The sequence below is a fragment of the Leifsonia sp. Root227 genome (assembly GCF_001428745.1).
In the GTDB taxonomy this organism is placed as follows: Bacteria; Actinomycetota; Actinomycetes; order Actinomycetales; family Microbacteriaceae; genus Leifsonia.
Window position 1 is genome coordinate 344,951 of the sequence record NZ_LMIO01000004.1, and the last position, 15,314, is coordinate 360,264.

Annotated in this window: 16 protein-coding genes; 8 read left to right on the forward strand and 8 right to left on the reverse strand. The window is 69.1% G+C overall.

The window, feature by feature from the left end; genetic code table 11:
* Positions 1-22 precede the first annotated feature (22 nt).
* Positions 23-1,450 (reverse strand): basic amino acid/polyamine antiporter, encoded by a 1,428-nt coding sequence (locus ASE16_RS16420; RefSeq protein WP_055897544.1) that lies wholly within the window; start codon positions 1,448-1,450, stop codon positions 23-25.
* 332 nt (positions 1,451-1,782) lie between these two features.
* Between ASE16_RS16420 and ASE16_RS16425 the strand changes: the two genes are divergently transcribed.
* Positions 1,783-2,703 (forward strand): AEC family transporter, encoded by a 921-nt coding sequence (locus ASE16_RS16425; RefSeq protein WP_055897547.1) that lies wholly within the window; start codon positions 1,783-1,785, stop codon positions 2,701-2,703.
* An 88-nt stretch (positions 2,704-2,791) separates the two neighbouring features.
* Here ASE16_RS16425 and ASE16_RS16430 read toward each other — a convergent pair whose 3' ends face one another.
* Both ASE16_RS16430 and ASE16_RS16435 read right to left on the reverse strand, forming a co-directional pair.
* Positions 2,792-3,304 (reverse strand): tetratricopeptide repeat protein, encoded by a 513-nt coding sequence (locus ASE16_RS16430; RefSeq protein WP_055897550.1) that lies wholly within the window; start codon positions 3,302-3,304, stop codon positions 2,792-2,794.
* A 72-nt stretch (positions 3,305-3,376) separates the two neighbouring features.
* The gene (locus ASE16_RS16435) at positions 3,377-4,012 is read right to left on the reverse strand and encodes a TOPRIM nucleotidyl transferase/hydrolase domain-containing protein (protein WP_235500546.1); all 636 of its coding nucleotides are present in this window, start codon (positions 4,010-4,012) and stop codon (positions 3,377-3,379) included.
* A 117-nt stretch (positions 4,013-4,129) separates the two neighbouring features.
* Here ASE16_RS16435 and ASE16_RS16440 point away from each other — a divergent pair, with 117 nt between their 5' ends.
* The gene (locus tag ASE16_RS16440; protein WP_055897553.1) at positions 4,130-4,381 is read left to right on the forward strand and encodes a YtxH domain-containing protein; all 252 of its coding nucleotides are present in this window, start codon (positions 4,130-4,132) and stop codon (positions 4,379-4,381) included.
* A gap of 7 nt (positions 4,382-4,388) precedes the next feature.
* Here ASE16_RS16440 and ASE16_RS16445 read toward each other — a convergent pair whose 3' ends face one another.
* Positions 4,389-4,961 (reverse strand): hypothetical protein, encoded by a 573-nt coding sequence (locus tag ASE16_RS16445; RefSeq protein WP_055897555.1) that lies wholly within the window; start codon positions 4,959-4,961, stop codon positions 4,389-4,391.
* Between the two features lie 22 nt (positions 4,962-4,983).
* Positions 4,984-5,316 carry a YciI family protein gene (locus ASE16_RS16450; protein ID WP_055897558.1) on the reverse strand — a complete coding sequence of 111 codons (333 nt, stop codon included), beginning with the start codon at positions 5,314-5,316 and terminating at the stop codon, positions 4,984-4,986.
* Positions 5,317-5,498: 182 nt separating this feature from the next.
* Between ASE16_RS16450 and murJ the strand changes: the two genes are divergently transcribed.
* Complete coding sequence (gene murJ, locus ASE16_RS16455) at positions 5,499-7,064, forward strand: murein biosynthesis integral membrane protein MurJ (RefSeq protein ID WP_055897561.1); 1,566 nt, start codon at positions 5,499-5,501, stop codon at positions 7,062-7,064.
* Positions 7,065-7,081: 17 nt separating this feature from the next.
* Here the strand turns inward: murJ and ASE16_RS16460 are convergent, their stop codons facing one another.
* Positions 7,082-7,393, reverse strand: coding sequence for a hypothetical protein (locus ASE16_RS16460; RefSeq protein ID WP_055897564.1), 312 nt, complete (start codon positions 7,391-7,393; stop codon positions 7,082-7,084).
* Positions 7,394-7,513: 120 nt separating this feature from the next.
* Here ASE16_RS16460 and ASE16_RS16465 point away from each other — a divergent pair, with 120 nt between their 5' ends.
* The 3 genes from ASE16_RS16465 (at position 7,514) to ASE16_RS16475 (ending at position 9,850) form a co-directional block, all read left to right on the forward strand.
* Positions 7,514-8,443 carry an aldo/keto reductase gene (locus tag ASE16_RS16465; RefSeq protein ID WP_055897567.1) on the forward strand — a complete coding sequence of 310 codons (930 nt, stop codon included), beginning with the start codon at positions 7,514-7,516 and terminating at the stop codon, positions 8,441-8,443.
* 42 nt (positions 8,444-8,485) lie between these two features.
* On the forward strand, positions 8,486-9,400 hold the full coding sequence (locus tag ASE16_RS16470; RefSeq protein WP_055898915.1) for a 5'-3' exonuclease: 915 nt from the start codon (positions 8,486-8,488) through the stop codon (positions 9,398-9,400).
* 240 nt (positions 9,401-9,640) lie between these two features.
* The gene (locus ASE16_RS16475; RefSeq protein WP_055897570.1) at positions 9,641-9,850 is read left to right on the forward strand and encodes a cold-shock protein; all 210 of its coding nucleotides are present in this window, start codon (positions 9,641-9,643) and stop codon (positions 9,848-9,850) included.
* A 79-nt stretch (positions 9,851-9,929) separates the two neighbouring features.
* Here the strand turns inward: ASE16_RS16475 and ASE16_RS16480 are convergent, their stop codons facing one another.
* Both ASE16_RS16480 and ASE16_RS19885 read right to left on the reverse strand, forming a co-directional pair.
* Entirely contained in the window at positions 9,930-11,135 is a 1,206-nt protein-coding gene (locus tag ASE16_RS16480) for a GDSL-type esterase/lipase family protein (RefSeq protein WP_055897572.1), read from the reverse strand.
* Positions 11,136-11,196: 61 nt separating this feature from the next.
* Positions 11,197-11,721, reverse strand: a complete 525-nt coding sequence (locus ASE16_RS19885; protein WP_055897575.1) for an SRPBCC family protein — start codon at positions 11,719-11,721, stop codon at positions 11,197-11,199.
* 102 nt (positions 11,722-11,823) lie between these two features.
* Between ASE16_RS19885 and ASE16_RS19890 the strand changes: the two genes are divergently transcribed.
* Positions 11,824-12,228, forward strand: coding sequence for a hypothetical protein (locus ASE16_RS19890; RefSeq protein WP_055897578.1), 405 nt, complete (start codon positions 11,824-11,826; stop codon positions 12,226-12,228).
* A 530-nt stretch (positions 12,229-12,758) separates the two neighbouring features.
* The gene (locus ASE16_RS16495) at positions 12,759-15,239 is read left to right on the forward strand and encodes a SpaA isopeptide-forming pilin-related protein (protein ID WP_055897581.1); all 2,481 of its coding nucleotides are present in this window, start codon (positions 12,759-12,761) and stop codon (positions 15,237-15,239) included.
* Positions 15,240-15,314 lie beyond the last annotated feature (75 nt).

Sequence of the window (15,314 nt, forward strand, 5' to 3'; positions counted from 1 at the left end):
GCCGGCTCGGTCGTGATCCGGGCTAGATCGTGATCCAGCCCGCCGCGAGCGCCACGATGGCCGCGACGGCCAGCAGCACGGCGACGACGCACAGCACCGCCTCGTACGGCCGGAACACCCGCAGCCCCCTCTCCCGCCTGGCCGCCACGAACAGCAGCGTGCCCGGAGCGTAGATGATGAACGTCAGCAGCAGATAGCCGGGCCCGGCCGCGACGATCAGGAACAGCGTGTAGATGGTCGCGATGATCGCCACCGTCAGCCCGCGCCTGCTGCGGCCGCCAGGGTCGTCGCCCGCGCGGGTCTCGAGCTTGAGGGCGTAGCCGGCCGTCAGCACGTACGGGATGAGGGCGAGCGAGCTGCACAGGCTCAGCATGAACTGGAAGGCGTTCTCCGAGAACAGCGTCACCACCAGCAGCGCCTGCACCAGCAGCGTCGTCAGCACCAGTGCAGCGACAGGGACGTTCCGCTTGCTGACAGCGGCGAGGAACCGCGGGGCGTCCTCGTTCCTGGCCGTGGTGAACAGCACCTCCGACGCCATCAGGGTCCACGACAGGTATGCGCCGAGCACGGAGACGACGAGACCGACGCTGATGAGCGTGTATCCCCACGGCCCGACGACCGCCTGCAGCACGCTCGCGACCGATGGCTCCCGCATCCCGCCGATCTCCGCCCGAGGGGCCACGCCGAACGACAGCACCGTGATGAGCACGAACAGGCACAGCACGCTGAGGAAGCCCAGCAGCGTCGCACGCCCGACATCGCGCCGGTTCTTCGCATACCGGGAGTAGACGGATGCGCCCTCGACGCCGAGGAACACGAACACCGTCAGCAGCATCGTCTGCTGGATCTGCCCGAACAGCGACGACAGATCCGGGCTGCCCGTGCCCCACAGGTTGAGGGTGAAGGTGTTCCAGTTGAAGCCGATCGCCACGACGATCACCAGGAACACCACCAGCGGCACCACCTTGGCGACCGCGACGATGGTGTTGATGAACGCGGCCTGCGGCACCCCGCGCCTGATCAGCAGGAAGAACCCCCACACGCCCACCGTCGAGACGGCGACGGCGAGCACGGTGTTCCCGGCGCCGAACGCGGGGAAGAGGGCGCCGATGGTGGAGCCGATCAGGACCCAGTACGTGACGTTCCCCGCGCATCCACTCGCCCAGTATCCGAACGCGGAGAAGAACCCGACGTAGTCTCCGAACCCGGCCTTGGCGTACGCGTAGATGCCGGAGTCGAGCGCGGGCTTGCGCACGGCGAGCCGCTGGAACACGAACACCAGGGTGAGCATCCCCGCTCCGGCGATGGCCCAGGCGGCGATCGCGCCGATCGCCCCGGTCGCGCCGGCGAACGTGCCAGGCAGCGAGAACACGCCGGCCCCGACCATCGAGCCGACGACCATGCCGGCCAGGACGAGAACGGGAAGTTTGCGTGTTGCGGTCACGTGCATCCATAGTACTTTCGCCTGCGCCCCCGTGGATGCGCGGGCCGCCTGCCGCGCCTACCTGTGCCTGCTGCCGCGCCCTGCTGCGCCTCCTGCGGCCCAACCGAATCTCCTTCCGAACGGACTCAGCGGCCCTGCGCGGCACGATCTCCTTCCGAACGGAGCCCGCGGCGGCGTGTCGTCCGAAGGTTCCTGCAATAGGGCCGTTCGGCGCTAACGCAGGAGGTCCCGGTCGACACGCCGTCCGCCACTCCGTCCGGAAGGAGATCGCGGTCGGCAGGAGCTCGGTTCTCCTTCCGAACGGAGACCGCGTGCGGCCGGGGCCGTAGGCTGGGACGATGGGCGGAGTGGTGATCGGGTTCGCGATCATCGCGTTCGTGATCGCCGTCGGCTACGTGGCGGGGCGCGCGGGGATCGGCGGCCCGCAGGCGGCGTTCGTGCTGAACCGGATCGCGTTCTTCGTCACCAATCCGGCACTGCTGTTCGTCACCCTGGCGAAGGCCGACCTGCATGTGGTCTTCTCGGCCCAGCTCGTCGTCTCCGCGGTCGCAGCCCTCGCGTCGGCCGGACTCTTCGTGCTGCTCTCGCGGCTGTTCTTCAAGCGGAAGGCGGCGGAGACCACCATCGGCGCGCTCGGAGCCGGGTACGTCAACGCCAACAACATCGGGCTGCCCGTCGCGGTGTACGTGCTGGGCAGCGCCTCCTTCGTCGCGCCCGTGCTGCTGCTGCAGCTCATCGTGTTCGCGCCGATCGCGCTCACCGTGCTCGACGTCACCTCCAGGGGCTCGGTCTCCGTGCGGTCGATCCTCACCCAGCCGATCCGCAATCCGATGATCATCGCCTCCGTGCTCGGCATCCTCGTCGACCTCAGCGGTGTCAAGCTGCCGGATGCGGTGTTCCAGCCGTTCGTCCTGCTCGGCGGAGCAGCGGTGCCGCTCGTGCTGATGGCGTTCGGGATGTCCCTGCACGGCTCCCGCCCGCTGAACGCCGACCACGGACGCGTCGAGATCCTGACGGCCTCGGTCATCAAGGCGGCTGTGATGCCGCTGATCGCGTTCCTCGTCGCCTGGCTCGGCTTCGGGATGCACGGGCACGCGCTGTTCGCGGCCGTCGCGCTCGCCGCGCTGCCCACCGCGCAGAACGTCTACAACTTCGCCGCCCGCTACGAGCGCGGGATGCCCGTGGCGCGCGACATCGTGCTGCTCACGACGCTGTTCGCGGTTCCCGCCCTGCTCCTCATCGCTGCCCTGCTCGCCTAGCGCGCTTTCGCACGGGTCGTGCGGAACGTGCGCTTCGCGCCTCCGCGACCGCGCCTTTCGCACGAGCCGCGACCGCGCCGAGCGCGCGTCAGCCGCGGTCGAGCGAGTGCAGGTACTCCGCGTTGCCGCGGATCGCCGCTTCGTACCGCAGCAGGTCCTCGGTGCGGATGTGGTCGACGGCCAGCTCCATCAGCGAGGCCACCGCCGCGTCGCTGCGCCCTGCCGCGTGCAGCGACAGCGCGTGCCACATCCGCACCGATTCCGACTTCGGGTACAGCGCGAGAGCCTGGTCGAGGGCCGCGAGCGATTCGTCGTACCTGCCCAGGTTGCGCAGCGTGCTGCCGTACTGCAGCAGGCAGCGGCGCAGCGTGTCGCCGGTGAGACCCGCATCCATCGCCTGCTCGTAGTAGCCGAGCGCCGTCTCCTCCTCGCCCGCCGTGTCGTACGACCCTCCGACGTCGTAGAGCACGTACGCGTTGCCTGGGTTCTCGGCCAGCACCTCCAGGAAGGCGTCGATGGTCGGCTGCATGTTCTGCCTGTCCCTGCGGTCGAAGATGTCGCGCAGACGCTGCTCGAGGTGCGGGGTGACATGGGCGACCATCGGGGTTCCTGTTCCTGTCGGGTTGAGGCCACTAAGTTGAGGCCACGATACCCGTGGGATGCGCGGCCCTGGTCAGCCGCGCGCGAGCAGCCCTAGAAGCGGCCCGGGCACCCGATCGGCGGGAAGGGCGAGCACAAGCGCGCGGCCGTAGTGCTCCTTGCGGCCGGAGGTGGTGCCGAGGAACCGGTGCAGCTGCTGCTCGACCGTCCTCGGCCGTTGCGCCGGCTGCTGCTGAAACATCCGGAACAGTCGCAGATCGCCCTCGTCGTCGAGCACAGCCTCCACTCCGGCCGTTCCGAGCGCCCGGATGAGCTCCCCTTCGAGGTCGGGACGGCAGACGTGGACGTCTGCCGGGCGCATCCCCGCCCTGTCGAAGAATCGCACCTCCGCCGCATCGCAGAGCCCGCGGAGCGCGAGCCCGAGCCCGTCCGGACCGAGCAGGCCGACGTACCGTCTGACACTCATGGCGCCGCCCATCGGGAGCACGGCCCAGCCGTCCGCTGCCAGGGAGCGTCCCTGCGTGTCGGCCAGCGCCTCCACCGCGGCGCGGTCGCTGGCACCTTCGACGAGCACGGCGACGTCGACGGACCCCGGTGGTGCTGGGGCGGCGGCGTCCCCGGCAGACCAGGCCGCGACGGCGTGCTCGAACGCGCGCACCTCTGCGCTGGTTCCGCTCTCGGAGCGGCGGACGCTCGACGGCTCCGACACGCAGCCATTCTGGCACCGAGGCGCTCCGCCGCGCCGCGCCGCGACGGTCGGCCCCCTGTCGCATCCGGAAGGGCGCGGGTACGGTGCGTGCAACAGACCACCATCGAGAGGACAACGATGAAATTCATCATCTTCCTGGCAGGAGCGGCCGTCGGCTTCGTGCTCGGTTCGCGTTCCGGCCGCAAGACGTACGACACCATCAAGCGACAGGTCAGCGGCTTCACCCACTCCGAACCCGTGCAGCAGGTGAAGGGCGCGGCAGGCGACCTCGCCAGTAAAGCCGCGAGCGAACTGGGCGACCGGGTGAGCGACGCCGTGGACAAGGCGAGCGGCAAGCTCGACGACCTCACCGGCAAGAGCACCAGCTAGAGCGGCGTCATGCCCCGAGCGGAGGGTCGGCCAGCAGGCCGACCCGCTCCGCGAGGTACGCCTCCAACGGAACGGCCGCATCCGGGGTCGCGGCGTTCCACCGCACGAACGCCCGCCCGTCGCGCACGAAGACGGGACCAGTGGATGCGCGCAGACCGTCCGCATCCACCTCGATGACCTCGGCGTCGTAGTTCACGGTCTCCCCGGCAGGGAAGTGGCCGCGTTGCGCTGCCGCCCGGTACGCGCGCCTGGTCTCGGCCGACAGCGATTGGTATGCGGGCCTGCCCGGCTCCGTCGCCCGCACGATCGAGCCCGTCGCCCGCAGCACGCCGTCGCCGTCGAGCAGCAGCACGCCCAGCCGCCACACCCGCCCGACCGGGCGCAGCACCGCCTCCCGCGTGACGAGCATCCGGCGCTGGCGGGGGACGAACACGGCCAGCGCCTCGTCGCGCGCACCGGCAGCGACGAGGCGCGCCACCGCGTCGGCGAGCGCCAGGTGGATGCGCGCGACGACGTCGGCATCCGCGCGTGCGTCTGCGTCCGCGCCGCTGGCCTGCCCTGCGTCTCCTGCCTCGCTCACGCAACGAGGATACCGAGCGCGCTCAGCGCAGAGGCCAGAGCTCCCGCACTTCGATCCGCCCGAATCGCGCCATCGGGTGCCGCGACGCCAGGTCGATGGCGTCTTCCATCGAGTCGCAGTCGATGACGTCGTACCCGGCCACCCACTCCTTCGCCTCGGTGAACGGCCCGTCCACCACGTCGAGCCGCCCGTGCCGAACCCGCACGGTCTTCGCCTCCTCGATCGGCCGCAGACGGTCCCCGTCCGCCTCCCTGCCGCGTGCATCCACCTCGGCGATCCACTCGTCGATGTTGTCCTCGCTCTTCCGGTACGGTTCGCCGTCGAGAGCGGTCTGGATCAGAAACAAATAGCGCATTCCGTGCCTCCTGAAGGGTGACGTTACGGTAATACGTCGAACGGCTCGTGGTGGTTTCGACTAAACGGTCAGCGCGCCGCATTAGACGTTTCGGACCCTCGGCTCGCTAGCATGAGGGTTCCGAACGAAGGACGGGTGTTCTGAAAGCCCCATCTCGCAGCCCACGCGGAGCAGTGTCGAGCATGATGCTCGCGACGACGATCTCCCGAGCGACGGGGTTCGCCCGAAACGTGCTGATCGTGCTGCTGATCGGCGGCACCAGCGCCGCCGTCGGCGGTCAGGCGTTCGGCGTCGCCAACGAGTTGCCAACGCAGGTGTACGGTCTGATCGCCGGTGGCCTGCTCGGAGCCGTGCTGGTCCCCGACATCGTGCGCGCCAGCCGGGCAGGCGATCACGGTGACATCAACCGGCTGATCACCTTCAGCGTGTGCGCGTCGCTCGTCCTCACCGTCGCCCTCACCGTTGCGGCGCCTGCACTGGTCCGGCTCTTCGCGTTCGGCTGGCCGGAGGAGTGGCTGACGCTCGCCACTTCGATGGCGTACTGGTGCATCCCCCAGGTCTTCTTCTTCGTCGTCTACACCGTGCTCGGACAGGTGCTCAACGCGCACCGAATCTACGGCCCGTTCGCGTGGGCTCCTGTGGTGTCGAACGTGGTCGCCGTCGCCGGGCTGGGCGTGTTCGCGCTCGCCTTCCCGTCCACGAACACGGCGCCCGATGCGTGGACGACGCCGATGGTCATCGTGCTCTGCGGAGCCGCGACGCTCGGGGTGGCGGTCCAGAGCGCGATCCTCGTTCTCTACCTCCGACGCCTGCCGTTCCGCATCCGCTGGCAGTTCGGGATGCGCGGGATGGGCGGGTCCGGGAGGACGGCGGCGCTCGCCTTCGGCGGTGTCGTCGCCGGTCAGCTCGCGTTCCTGGTCGTCAGCAACGTCGCCAACGGCGCGGGCGCCGAACTGCACGCGGCCGGGATCGACGGGGCCAGCCTCAACTCGTTGAACAATGCGTACCTGGTCGCGCTCCTCCCGCACGGCGTGTTCGCGGTCGCCCTGACGACGGCCCTCTTCACCCAGATGAGCCACCACGTCGAGGAGGGCCGACGCGACCTGGTCATCGAGGACACGCGATCCTCGCTGCGGCAGCTCGCGTTCGTCTCCGGGCTGTTCACGGCGATCCTCGTCGGTTGCGGCGCCCTGGTCGGCGCCGTCCTGTGGAACAGCACCGTGATAGGGGACGTGCTCACCCTGCTGGCGATCGGGATGACCGGGTTCAGTCAGATGTACGCGCTCAACAGGGTGAGTCTCGCACTGCGGTCCGGCGCGAGCGTGCTCGTCGCGCAGGTCGTCGTGGCGATCATCACGGCGGGAGCGGGTGTGGTCGCTCTGTTCGTGCGAGCCGACGTCGCCGTTCCGACGATCGCGGTCGGCATCTCGGTCGCCAACCTCGTGGGATTCCTGGTCAGCGCGTCCCTGCTCATCCGCACCCTGCGCCGACTTGGTGAGAGCGTGCGCATCATGGAGCTCTTGCGTCCGCTGTGGCCGAGCGCTGTCGGCACGGTGGCTGCCGGGGGCGGGGCATTGCTGGTGCGGACGACGTTGATCGATGTGCCTACCGGATGGTGGGAACGCGCGGGGCTGCTCGTCGTGAGTGCGTCTGTGGTCGCCGTCGTCTATCTGGCGGTCACCCGGATCTGTGGGGACCGGATCATGCAGTCGTCCGCGGCGGCGCTGTTTCAACGCGGACGGCGCTGAGCCGTCAGATCACCCCGTCACGCCGTCAGCGCGTGCGCATCCCGCGTCGCCTCGACCGCATCCTCCTGCCGGATGGAGAACGCGTTGTCGTCGCGCACCAGCAGCAGTTCGACGCCGTGCGCGTGCCGCAGCACCACGAGGGCGGAGGTGTCCGTCTCGAGGACGCGTTCCACCTGGCGGAGGAAGATGCGCGCCATCTCGTCGCTGACCCGGAATTCGCGGCCGAGGGCGTGCACGATGTAACCGGGCGCAGCCGCCGGGCGGGCTTCGAGGTGGGTCTCCGCGCGGAAGCGGTCGCACGCGTGCTGGTCAGCGTGGGAAATCGTCATGGTTCCTCCGTCGGTCGGAACTCGAACGGTAGACCGTTCCCCGAGGGGGTACAGGGGTTGCGCGACGGCCCAAGTCATGCATCCGGGCGGGGAGGGCGGCGATGAGCGCAGAATAGGGCAATGAAGACTTTCACCCTTCCGAACACCACCGTCGAAACCTCGAACATCATCCTCGGCCTCATGCGGATCACTCCGCTGGACGACGAGCAGATCCGCACGCTGGTGCGTTCGGCTCGGGATGCGGGCATCACGATGTTCGACCACGCCGACATCTACGGCGACGAGCGGCACGGCTGCGAGAAGCGGTTCGGCGACGCCGGTGCGATCCCCGCTTCGGAGCGCGACCAGGTGCAGATCCAGTCGAAGGTGGGCATCAGGGACGGCTACTTCGACTTCTCCCGCGAGCACATCCTGACCACGGTCGACGAGTCGCTCTCGGCCCTCAAGACCGACTACCTCGACCTCCTGCTCCTGCACCGCCCGGACACCCTGGTCGAGCCGGATGAGGTCGCTGCGGCGTTCGACGAGCTGTTCGAGTCGGGCAAGGTCCGCAACTTCGGCGTCTCCAACCAGACCCCAGGGCAGGTCGAGCTCCTGAAGCGTTCCGTCCGTCAGCCGATCGTGGTCAACCAGGTGCAGCTCAGCATCACCCACTCGCCGATCATCGCGCAGGGCATCGCGGCGAACATGGCCGCCCTCGACCAGTCCATCGACCGCGACAACGGCATCCTCGACTACAGCCGCCTCAACGGCATCACACTGCAGGCCTGGTCGCCGTTCCAGAAGGGCTTCTTCGACGGCGTGTTCCTCGGCGACCGCGAGAACTACCGCGAACTGAACGACGTGATCGACGCGCTCGCCGCGAAGTACGACGTGCAGCCCGCCGCGATCGCCGTCGCCTGGATCACCAGGCACCCCGCCAACATCCAGGTCGTGCTCGGCACCACGAACATCCACCACCTGCTCGACTCCGCCGCGGGCAGCGACGTGCCCCTCACCCGCGAGGAGTGGTACCGCCTGTTCACGACGGCGGGGCACATCCTCCCGTAGCGCGGGCGGACGTGGGAGGATCGACCCGTGACCGGGCGAACGATGCTTCTGGACAGTGCCTCCCTGTATTTCCGCGGGTTCTACGGGGTTCCGGATACGGTGCGCGCCCCAGACGGCACGCCGGTGAACGCCGTGCGCGGGTTCCTCGACATCATCGCCAAGCTGGTCACCGACTTCGGGCCGGACGAACTGGTGGCGTGCTGGGACGACGATTGGCGTCCCCGGTGGCGGGTCGACCTCATCCCGAGCTACAAGGCGCACCGGGTGGCCGAGGAGAACCCTGGCGGCGTGGACGTCGAGGAGACACCGGAGGCTCTGGTTCAGCAGGTCCCGATCATCCGGGAGGTGCTCGGCGCCATCGGCATCCCTATCGTCGGCGCTGCGCAGCACGAGGCGGATGACGTGATCGGCACGCTCGCGACGGGGGCCGCGCATCCCGTGGATGTGGTCACGGGCGACCGCGACCTGTTCCAGCTCGTCGACGACGCCGCGGACGTGCGCGTCATCTACACCGCGCGCGGCATGAGCAACCTGCAGACGCTGACCGAGTCGGTCGTCGTCGACAAGTACGGCGTGCGGCCGCAGCAGTACGCCGACTTCGCCGTGATGCGCGGCGACAGCTCAGACGGACTGCCTGGCGTCGCCGGCATCGGCGAGAAGACTGCGACCGCGCTCCTCACCGAATACGGCGACCTGGACGGCATCCTCGCCGCCGCGGCCGACCCCGGCAGCTCGATGAAAGCGCCGATGCGCGCCAGGTTCGAAGCCGCAGCCGACTACCTCGAGGTCGCGCCGCGCGTGGTCGAAGTGGTGCGCGACCTCGACCTGCCCACGGTGGATGCGCGCATCCCCACGCCGGACGGCACCCAGCTCGCAGCCCTGTCCGCCCTCTCCGAGAAGTGGGGCCTCGGCGGCTCTCTGGAGCGGGTTCTGCTCGCTCTCAAGAAGGACCGCTAAGCTCTGAGGCAGCGTCCGGCGATTTTCTGGCCGTTTCTTCGCAGCGATCCGCTGCCGAACGGACACTCACCGCACCATCCGCCCCTGCAGGTTCCGCGCAGCATCCGCCGCCGACCGCATCCAGGGGCCAGCAATCTCGCGCGTACCGCCGAACGGTTCGCGCAACACCGTCCGCGTCTTGAAAGGCGTGGTCGACGGGTCGCATCGCGTGGCCCGCAACACGAATAAAGGAATGACGATATGGCCACCGGCACCGTCAAATGGTTCAACTCCGAAAAGGGATTCGGGTTCATCGCACCCGATGACGGAACGAAGGATGTCTTCGCGCACCACAGCGCGATCGTCGGCGGCGACGCCGGCCACCGCAACCTCGAAGAGAACCAGAAGGTCGAGTTCGACACCGCCAACGGCCCCAAGGGTCCGCAGGCGGAGAACATTCGCGCCCTCTAGGGTTCGCTTTGCACGACGGGCAGGGCGGCTGAGCCGCCCTGCCCGTTTCTTGTGCCCAGGAGGCGCCCCGCCCCGCCGCCTACTGCTCGCCTGGCTCCCAGCGCCACAGCTCACGCTGAGCGAGCAGCGCCAGCTCGCGGAGCACGTCGAGATCCGTCTCGGACTCCGTCGGGTCGCGCGCCGTGCGGCCGAACACGCAGATCGCGCCGATCCTGGTGCCGTCCGGCGCCTCGACGGGGTAGCCGGCGTAGAACCGCAGGTGCGCGGGGCCCGTGACCATCGCGTTCTCCGAGAACCGAGGGTCGTCTTCCGCGTTCGGGACCACCATGCCGTCGTCGGTGGCGATCGTGTAGATGCACACCGACTCCTCCAGCGGGAACTCGGTCAGCGCCGTTCCGCTCGACGCGAGATGCCACTGCTTCTCGTCGTCCAGCACGGAGAACAGGGCGATGTCCGACTGCAGCGTGCGCCTGGCGGTGCCGATGAGACCGTCGAGCCGTGCATCGGGCGAGCGCTCGTGCAGGCGGAGCCGCTTGATCGCATCCACCCGGTCGGTGGCGGGCGCCGGTGGGATGGCGGTGACGGAGTCGGCGAGATCCGGCGCGACGACATCGGCGATCTGCCGCGCCCAGAACAGGTAGTCGGCAGGGGTGCGGTGCCCGGCGCTCGCGTTGTGCGGGGGCGCGCCCAACGGGATGAAGACGGTCGCCGCCGAACTCGCGCACACCTCGGCGGCCCGGCGGTTGAGCTCGGTGGCGGTGCGCTGCACGATGTCGCCGTACTCGTTGTCGTACGGCCGAATCGAGCGGATCGGCTGGCAGCCGAGCCACACGATGGTCGCGTCGGTCCGCGACCGGATGCGGCCGACCAGCGTGCGCATCCTGGCCTCCCACCGCTCGGGTGCCACCCGGTGCAGTGCATCGGTCATGGTGACGCTGACGACGACCGCCGCGTACCGGGACAGGTCGGCGTCGTCGAGGAGTGCGCCCACCGAGCGCACGCCCGTGTCGGTGCCCGGGATCACATCGACGACGGCACCGCGGCCGGTGGTCGCAGCGACGGCGCGGGCGAGCGCGCCCGGCAGGGCGAGATCGTGACTGCCGACGCCCCAGCCGGCGACAGGGCCGGAACCGACGACGAGCATCCGGATGCTGTCGCGCCCTGCTGCGTACGCCTGCGGCGCATCCCTCGGTCGGATCGTGCGCGAGCGCGCCGATGCGACGCGCCACAGCCACACCCGCGACGCGAGATTGCGGAGCGGGGACGGAAGCGAATCGACCTGCACTCTTCGACGGTAGCCCGGTAACGCGCGTGCAGCGAGCGTGCGGGCGGCGACACGCTGGCGGTCAGAGCGCGCCAGGGAGCCGGTCGAGCGTCATCGACCAACCGGCGTGGCAGTCGATTCCGTCCCAGTACGCCACCTGCTCCTCGGTGAGGTGCGGCGGCAGCGCCTGGTGCAGGCGCAACTCGGTGCGGTCGCCTGGCAGCGGCACGAGCTCGACCGTGACGCGGGGGACGTCCACGGCGTCGCGAGCGGCCGCATCCACCGGCAGCTCCGGCCAGCCGTCGACCGCTCCCCAGTCGAACACGATGCGCTGTCCGGGGGTGAGCTCGCGGTACACGCCGCCCGTCAGGTAGCTGGTGTCCTCGTCGATGACCATGCGCTGCCGCCATGCGCCCCCGACGGTCGGGTCCACCTCGATCGGCTCGTCCACGTGGCCGTTACCGCTGTAGAACCAGCCGAGCATGTCCGGTTCCGTCCACGCCTGGAACACCCGCTCCGGCGGCGCATTCAGCACGCGCACCACCGTGAACCCACGCTCCGCGTCGCCCGCGCGCGCCCCGCTCCCCGTGTCGTCTGCTTCGCTCACCGTTCCTCCTCGATTGCGCCCGATCTTCCCACGCCCACGGTCTCCACGACAGGGCGGACGATAGGGTGAACGCGACCCCTTCCCAGCTCGAAAGGCTCCGACGTGTCCGATCTTCGCCCGATCGCCGCAGCACCCAGCATCCTCCGCACGTCGTTCTGGCTGTGGATCGCCAGCGCCGTGGTGTCGTTCCTCTCCGGGATCGTCGGGGTGATCGTGGCCGTGCAGGCAGGGGCGTCTGGCTCGTCGGCGACGGCGGTGATGGCCGGTGCTGTCGTCGGCGCCATCATCGGCGCCGGCCTCAGGGTCGTCATCGCCGTCTTCATGGTGAAGGGCGTCAGCTGGGCGCGCATCATCCTCACGATTTTCGGCGGTCTGACCGCTCTCACCTCGCTGCCGTCGCTGTTCACCGGCGACCTGCTCGGGATCCTCGTGCTCGCGCTCACTGTCGCCGCCGGGATCATGATGTGGTCGCCCGCCGCGAGCGCGTACCTGCGCCGCCGGTACTGACAGTGCGAAGAGTCTCAGAAACAGTTCCGTCACGAAACCCGCGCTAGCCGGTCTTATCTGCTGAGCACACTCGGGGGGAGTCGGCTCCTGGCCCATTCGGGTTTGGGTCAGCGAAGGACCGGTGCATCGGGCGATGGTCCTTCGTCGAGGTGCCGACGGGAGTGGAGTCGGCGCCTCGGCTACCTCATGCCCGGCGCGCGAGAATGCCAGCATTCCTGAGAGTTCGATGAAACGGAGCGCCTCGGCGTCATAGTCGGCGCCGAACCCGGTCTTTTGAAGCGAGTCCGGCGATCTCGCCCCTCCCGAAAAGGAGGCGAGCGCTGGAGGAGGCGCTCACCCGAACGCCGCGACAACCATTCCTAGACCCAGACACGGGCCCCGTTCATCCGGGGTCCTCGCTTACCCGAGCACTCGTGCACACGCTGCGCCGTCCCTTCGGCGTGCGCGCGCACCGTCGCGCCACGACACCCGTACCGGCGCGCGGCCTGAGTGCACACACCCGAACCCGAATGCCCGAAAGGAACCGAGACATGCTCGGTCGCCACAGAACGACACCCAGCGACGCTCCCCCTGCGTCGCGCCGCCGCGCCAGGCATCGTGCCGACGGACGCGGCTGGTTCTCCACCCGCCGTCGCACCACGAAGATCGCGGCGACCGTGGCCGCGGCCGCCATCGCACTGTCGTCCCTGACCATCCTCAGCCCCGCCACGATCGCCGAAGCGACGACGCCCGGCACCCCAGGGGTCGCCCAGCCTGGGACCCCTGTCTACACCGAAGACTTCTCCAATCAGAGCGCGGCCGGCGGCGCCATCAGCATTCTGAACTACACGGGCAGCGCTGCGGCGGCCAACATGAAATACACCGCTGACCCGCAGTACACGCCGGCGGGCAACCAGTGCAACGGGTGGATCCTCGGCCCGTCCACTCCCCTTCCGGCGTCGGACAGCGGATGCACGAACAATCAGCCGGTCGGTTGGCAGCAGATTCAGCAACTCGCCCGCGAACTCGGCGCCGCGCAAGGACAGACTGCCGCGCAGGCGGCCACGAACCAGGCACTTTCGGAGTACACGAACAATTCGTCGGGAACCATCGCGGCAGGCACGGAGTTCAAGACGGCAAGCTCGAACGCCATCCCCGCGGTCGCTGGGCACTACTACGCCGTCTCCGCCTACTTCGCGCAGGCGAACTGCTTTGCGGCGCACGCCAAAGAGACGTTCAGCCTGATCATCAACGGCGTCCCCACCGCGCTCAGCTCCGGACTCGACCCGTGCGGCACGTACACGGGCGCCGTCGACCAGATCACGAAGCTGCAGTCCGCTGCGATCCAGATTCCGGTGGGGACGACGGCGTCCCTCGGGCTGTCGCTGTACAACGCGACCGCGAGCGGCAGCGGGAACGATGTGGCGTTCGATCTGCCCCAGATCGTGGATGTGACGCCGCAGATCGACAAGTCGTTCAGCCCCGCGTTGATCGCGCCTGGTCAGACGTCGACGGTCACGCTGACGGTGACGAACACCGCCGACCTGATGGCGAAGAACGACTGGAGCATCACGGACGCGCTCCCTGCCGGTCTGGCGATCGCGCCGACCCCCGCGGTCGGTGGGACGTGCGGGCAGGTCACCGGCGCAGCGTATGTCACGACGGCGGTCGCTGGGACCGGCACGTTCACCGCGACGGGCGGCGACCTCGCTGCCGGGCAGACGTCGTGCACCATCACGTTCAACGTCACCGCCGCCGCGGAGGGTACGTATACGAACGGTCCTGGCAACATCGTCTCGAATCTGAACCCGCCCGCGAACGCGGTCCTCGTGGTCCGCGCCCCGCGCATCACGTTGACGAAGGCGTTGGGTGCCCCGCGTGAGGCGGCGACGGATCAGTTCACGGTCGCGCTCAAGACCGGCGGCGCATCGGGGTCCGCGGTGGCGAGCGGGACGACGATCGGTACGGGCGCGGCGGTGACAGCCGGGTCGGGAACGACGGGCGCGTATGTGGCGACGGTCGGGACCGCGTACACCCTGACGGAGGCGGCGTCGGGGACGACGTCGCTGGCGAACTACGCCAGCACGATCACCTGCACCGACAGTTTCGGATTGCAGTCCGGTTTGCCGAACGGCGCCGCATACAATCCGGCGTCTCCGCCGTCGATCACCCCGGTCGCCGGCGCGAACATCGCCTGCGTGATCACGAACACGGCGCAGCCGATCATGTCGTGGAACAAGGTGGTCGACAAGGGCGCAGGGACGGTGGTGAACCCGGGCGACACTGTGAAGTACACGATCTCGGTGACGAATGCGGGGTCGGTGGCGAACCCGTCGTTCTCGGCGTTCGACGATCTGACGAATGTGGTGAACAACGCCACGTTCAACGCCGGCTCGATCGTGGTGTCTCCGGCGGGGACGGGGACCGCGACCTACGACGCGACGTCGAAGCATTTGACGTGGACGGGACCGGTGGCGGCGAACGCGACCGTGTCGGTGTCGTACACGGTCACGGTGAACGCGGGCGCGTTCGGGCAGTTGAAGAACGCGTTCATCGACAAGTCGGTGGTGAACCCGATCGGCGCGAGCCTGCAGTGGCGGAAGGTCGATGCGACCGCGGCGAAGAACGTCCTCGCGGGCGCGTCCTGGACGCTGACGGCGCAGCCGTCGGGCACCCCGATCACGGTCACCGACTGTGTGGCGGCGTCTGCTGCTTCCTGCACGGGTGCGGACACGGACCCGGCCGGTGGCCAGTTCCTCGTCAGGGGTCTGACCCCTGGCGGGTATCAGCTCGTGGAGACGAAGGCCCCTGTCGGGTTCGTCCTGAACTCCACCCCGATCGCCGTGACGGTCTCCGCCACGACGCAGACCACGGTCCTTCCGGATGTGGTCAACCAGCAGCAGACGGTTCCGGTCATCCCGTTGACCGGTGGTCTCGGCACCGACTACCTCGTCATCACCGGAGGCGGCCTGCTGGCCGTGATGGCCGGTCTCGGTCTCTGGCAGTTCCTCCGGCGGAGGCGCCTGGCATGAGGCATCCGCACCCGCAGCATCCGTTGCACCCGCACATCCCGCACAACCTCCCGCCGCAGCTCGCGGCGGATTCGA

Excerpts from the sequence above, each read along its gene's own strand:
- murJ (WP_055897561.1), top strand. The coding sequence starts at position 5,499 with ATGATGCTCGCGACGACGATCTCCCGAGCGACGGGGTTCGCCCGAAAC.
- ASE16_RS16440 (WP_055897553.1), top strand. The coding sequence starts at position 4,130 with ATGAAATTCATCATCTTCCTGGCAGGAGCGGCCGTCGGCTTCGTGCTC.
- ASE16_RS16430 (WP_055897550.1), bottom strand. The coding sequence starts at position 3,304 with ATGGTCGCCCATGTCACCCCGCACCTCGAGCAGCGTCTGCGCGACATC.
- ASE16_RS16475 (WP_055897570.1), top strand. The coding sequence starts at position 9,641 with ATGGCCACCGGCACCGTCAAATGGTTCAACTCCGAAAAGGGATTCGGG.
- ASE16_RS16460 (WP_055897564.1), bottom strand. The coding sequence starts at position 7,393 with ATGACGATTTCCCACGCTGACCAGCACGCGTGCGACCGCTTCCGCGCG.
- ASE16_RS16425 (WP_055897547.1), top strand. The coding sequence starts at position 1,783 with ATGGGCGGAGTGGTGATCGGGTTCGCGATCATCGCGTTCGTGATCGCC.
- ASE16_RS16495 (WP_055897581.1), top strand. The coding sequence starts at position 12,759 with ATGCTCGGTCGCCACAGAACGACACCCAGCGACGCTCCCCCTGCGTCG.
- ASE16_RS16420 (WP_055897544.1), bottom strand. The coding sequence starts at position 1,450 with ATGCACGTGACCGCAACACGCAAACTTCCCGTTCTCGTCCTGGCCGGC.
- ASE16_RS16465 (WP_055897567.1), top strand. The coding sequence starts at position 7,514 with ATGAAGACTTTCACCCTTCCGAACACCACCGTCGAAACCTCGAACATC.
- ASE16_RS16470 (WP_055898915.1), top strand. The coding sequence starts at position 8,486 with ATGCTTCTGGACAGTGCCTCCCTGTATTTCCGCGGGTTCTACGGGGTT.
- ASE16_RS16450 (WP_055897558.1), bottom strand. The coding sequence starts at position 5,316 with ATGCGCTATTTGTTTCTGATCCAGACCGCTCTCGACGGCGAACCGTAC.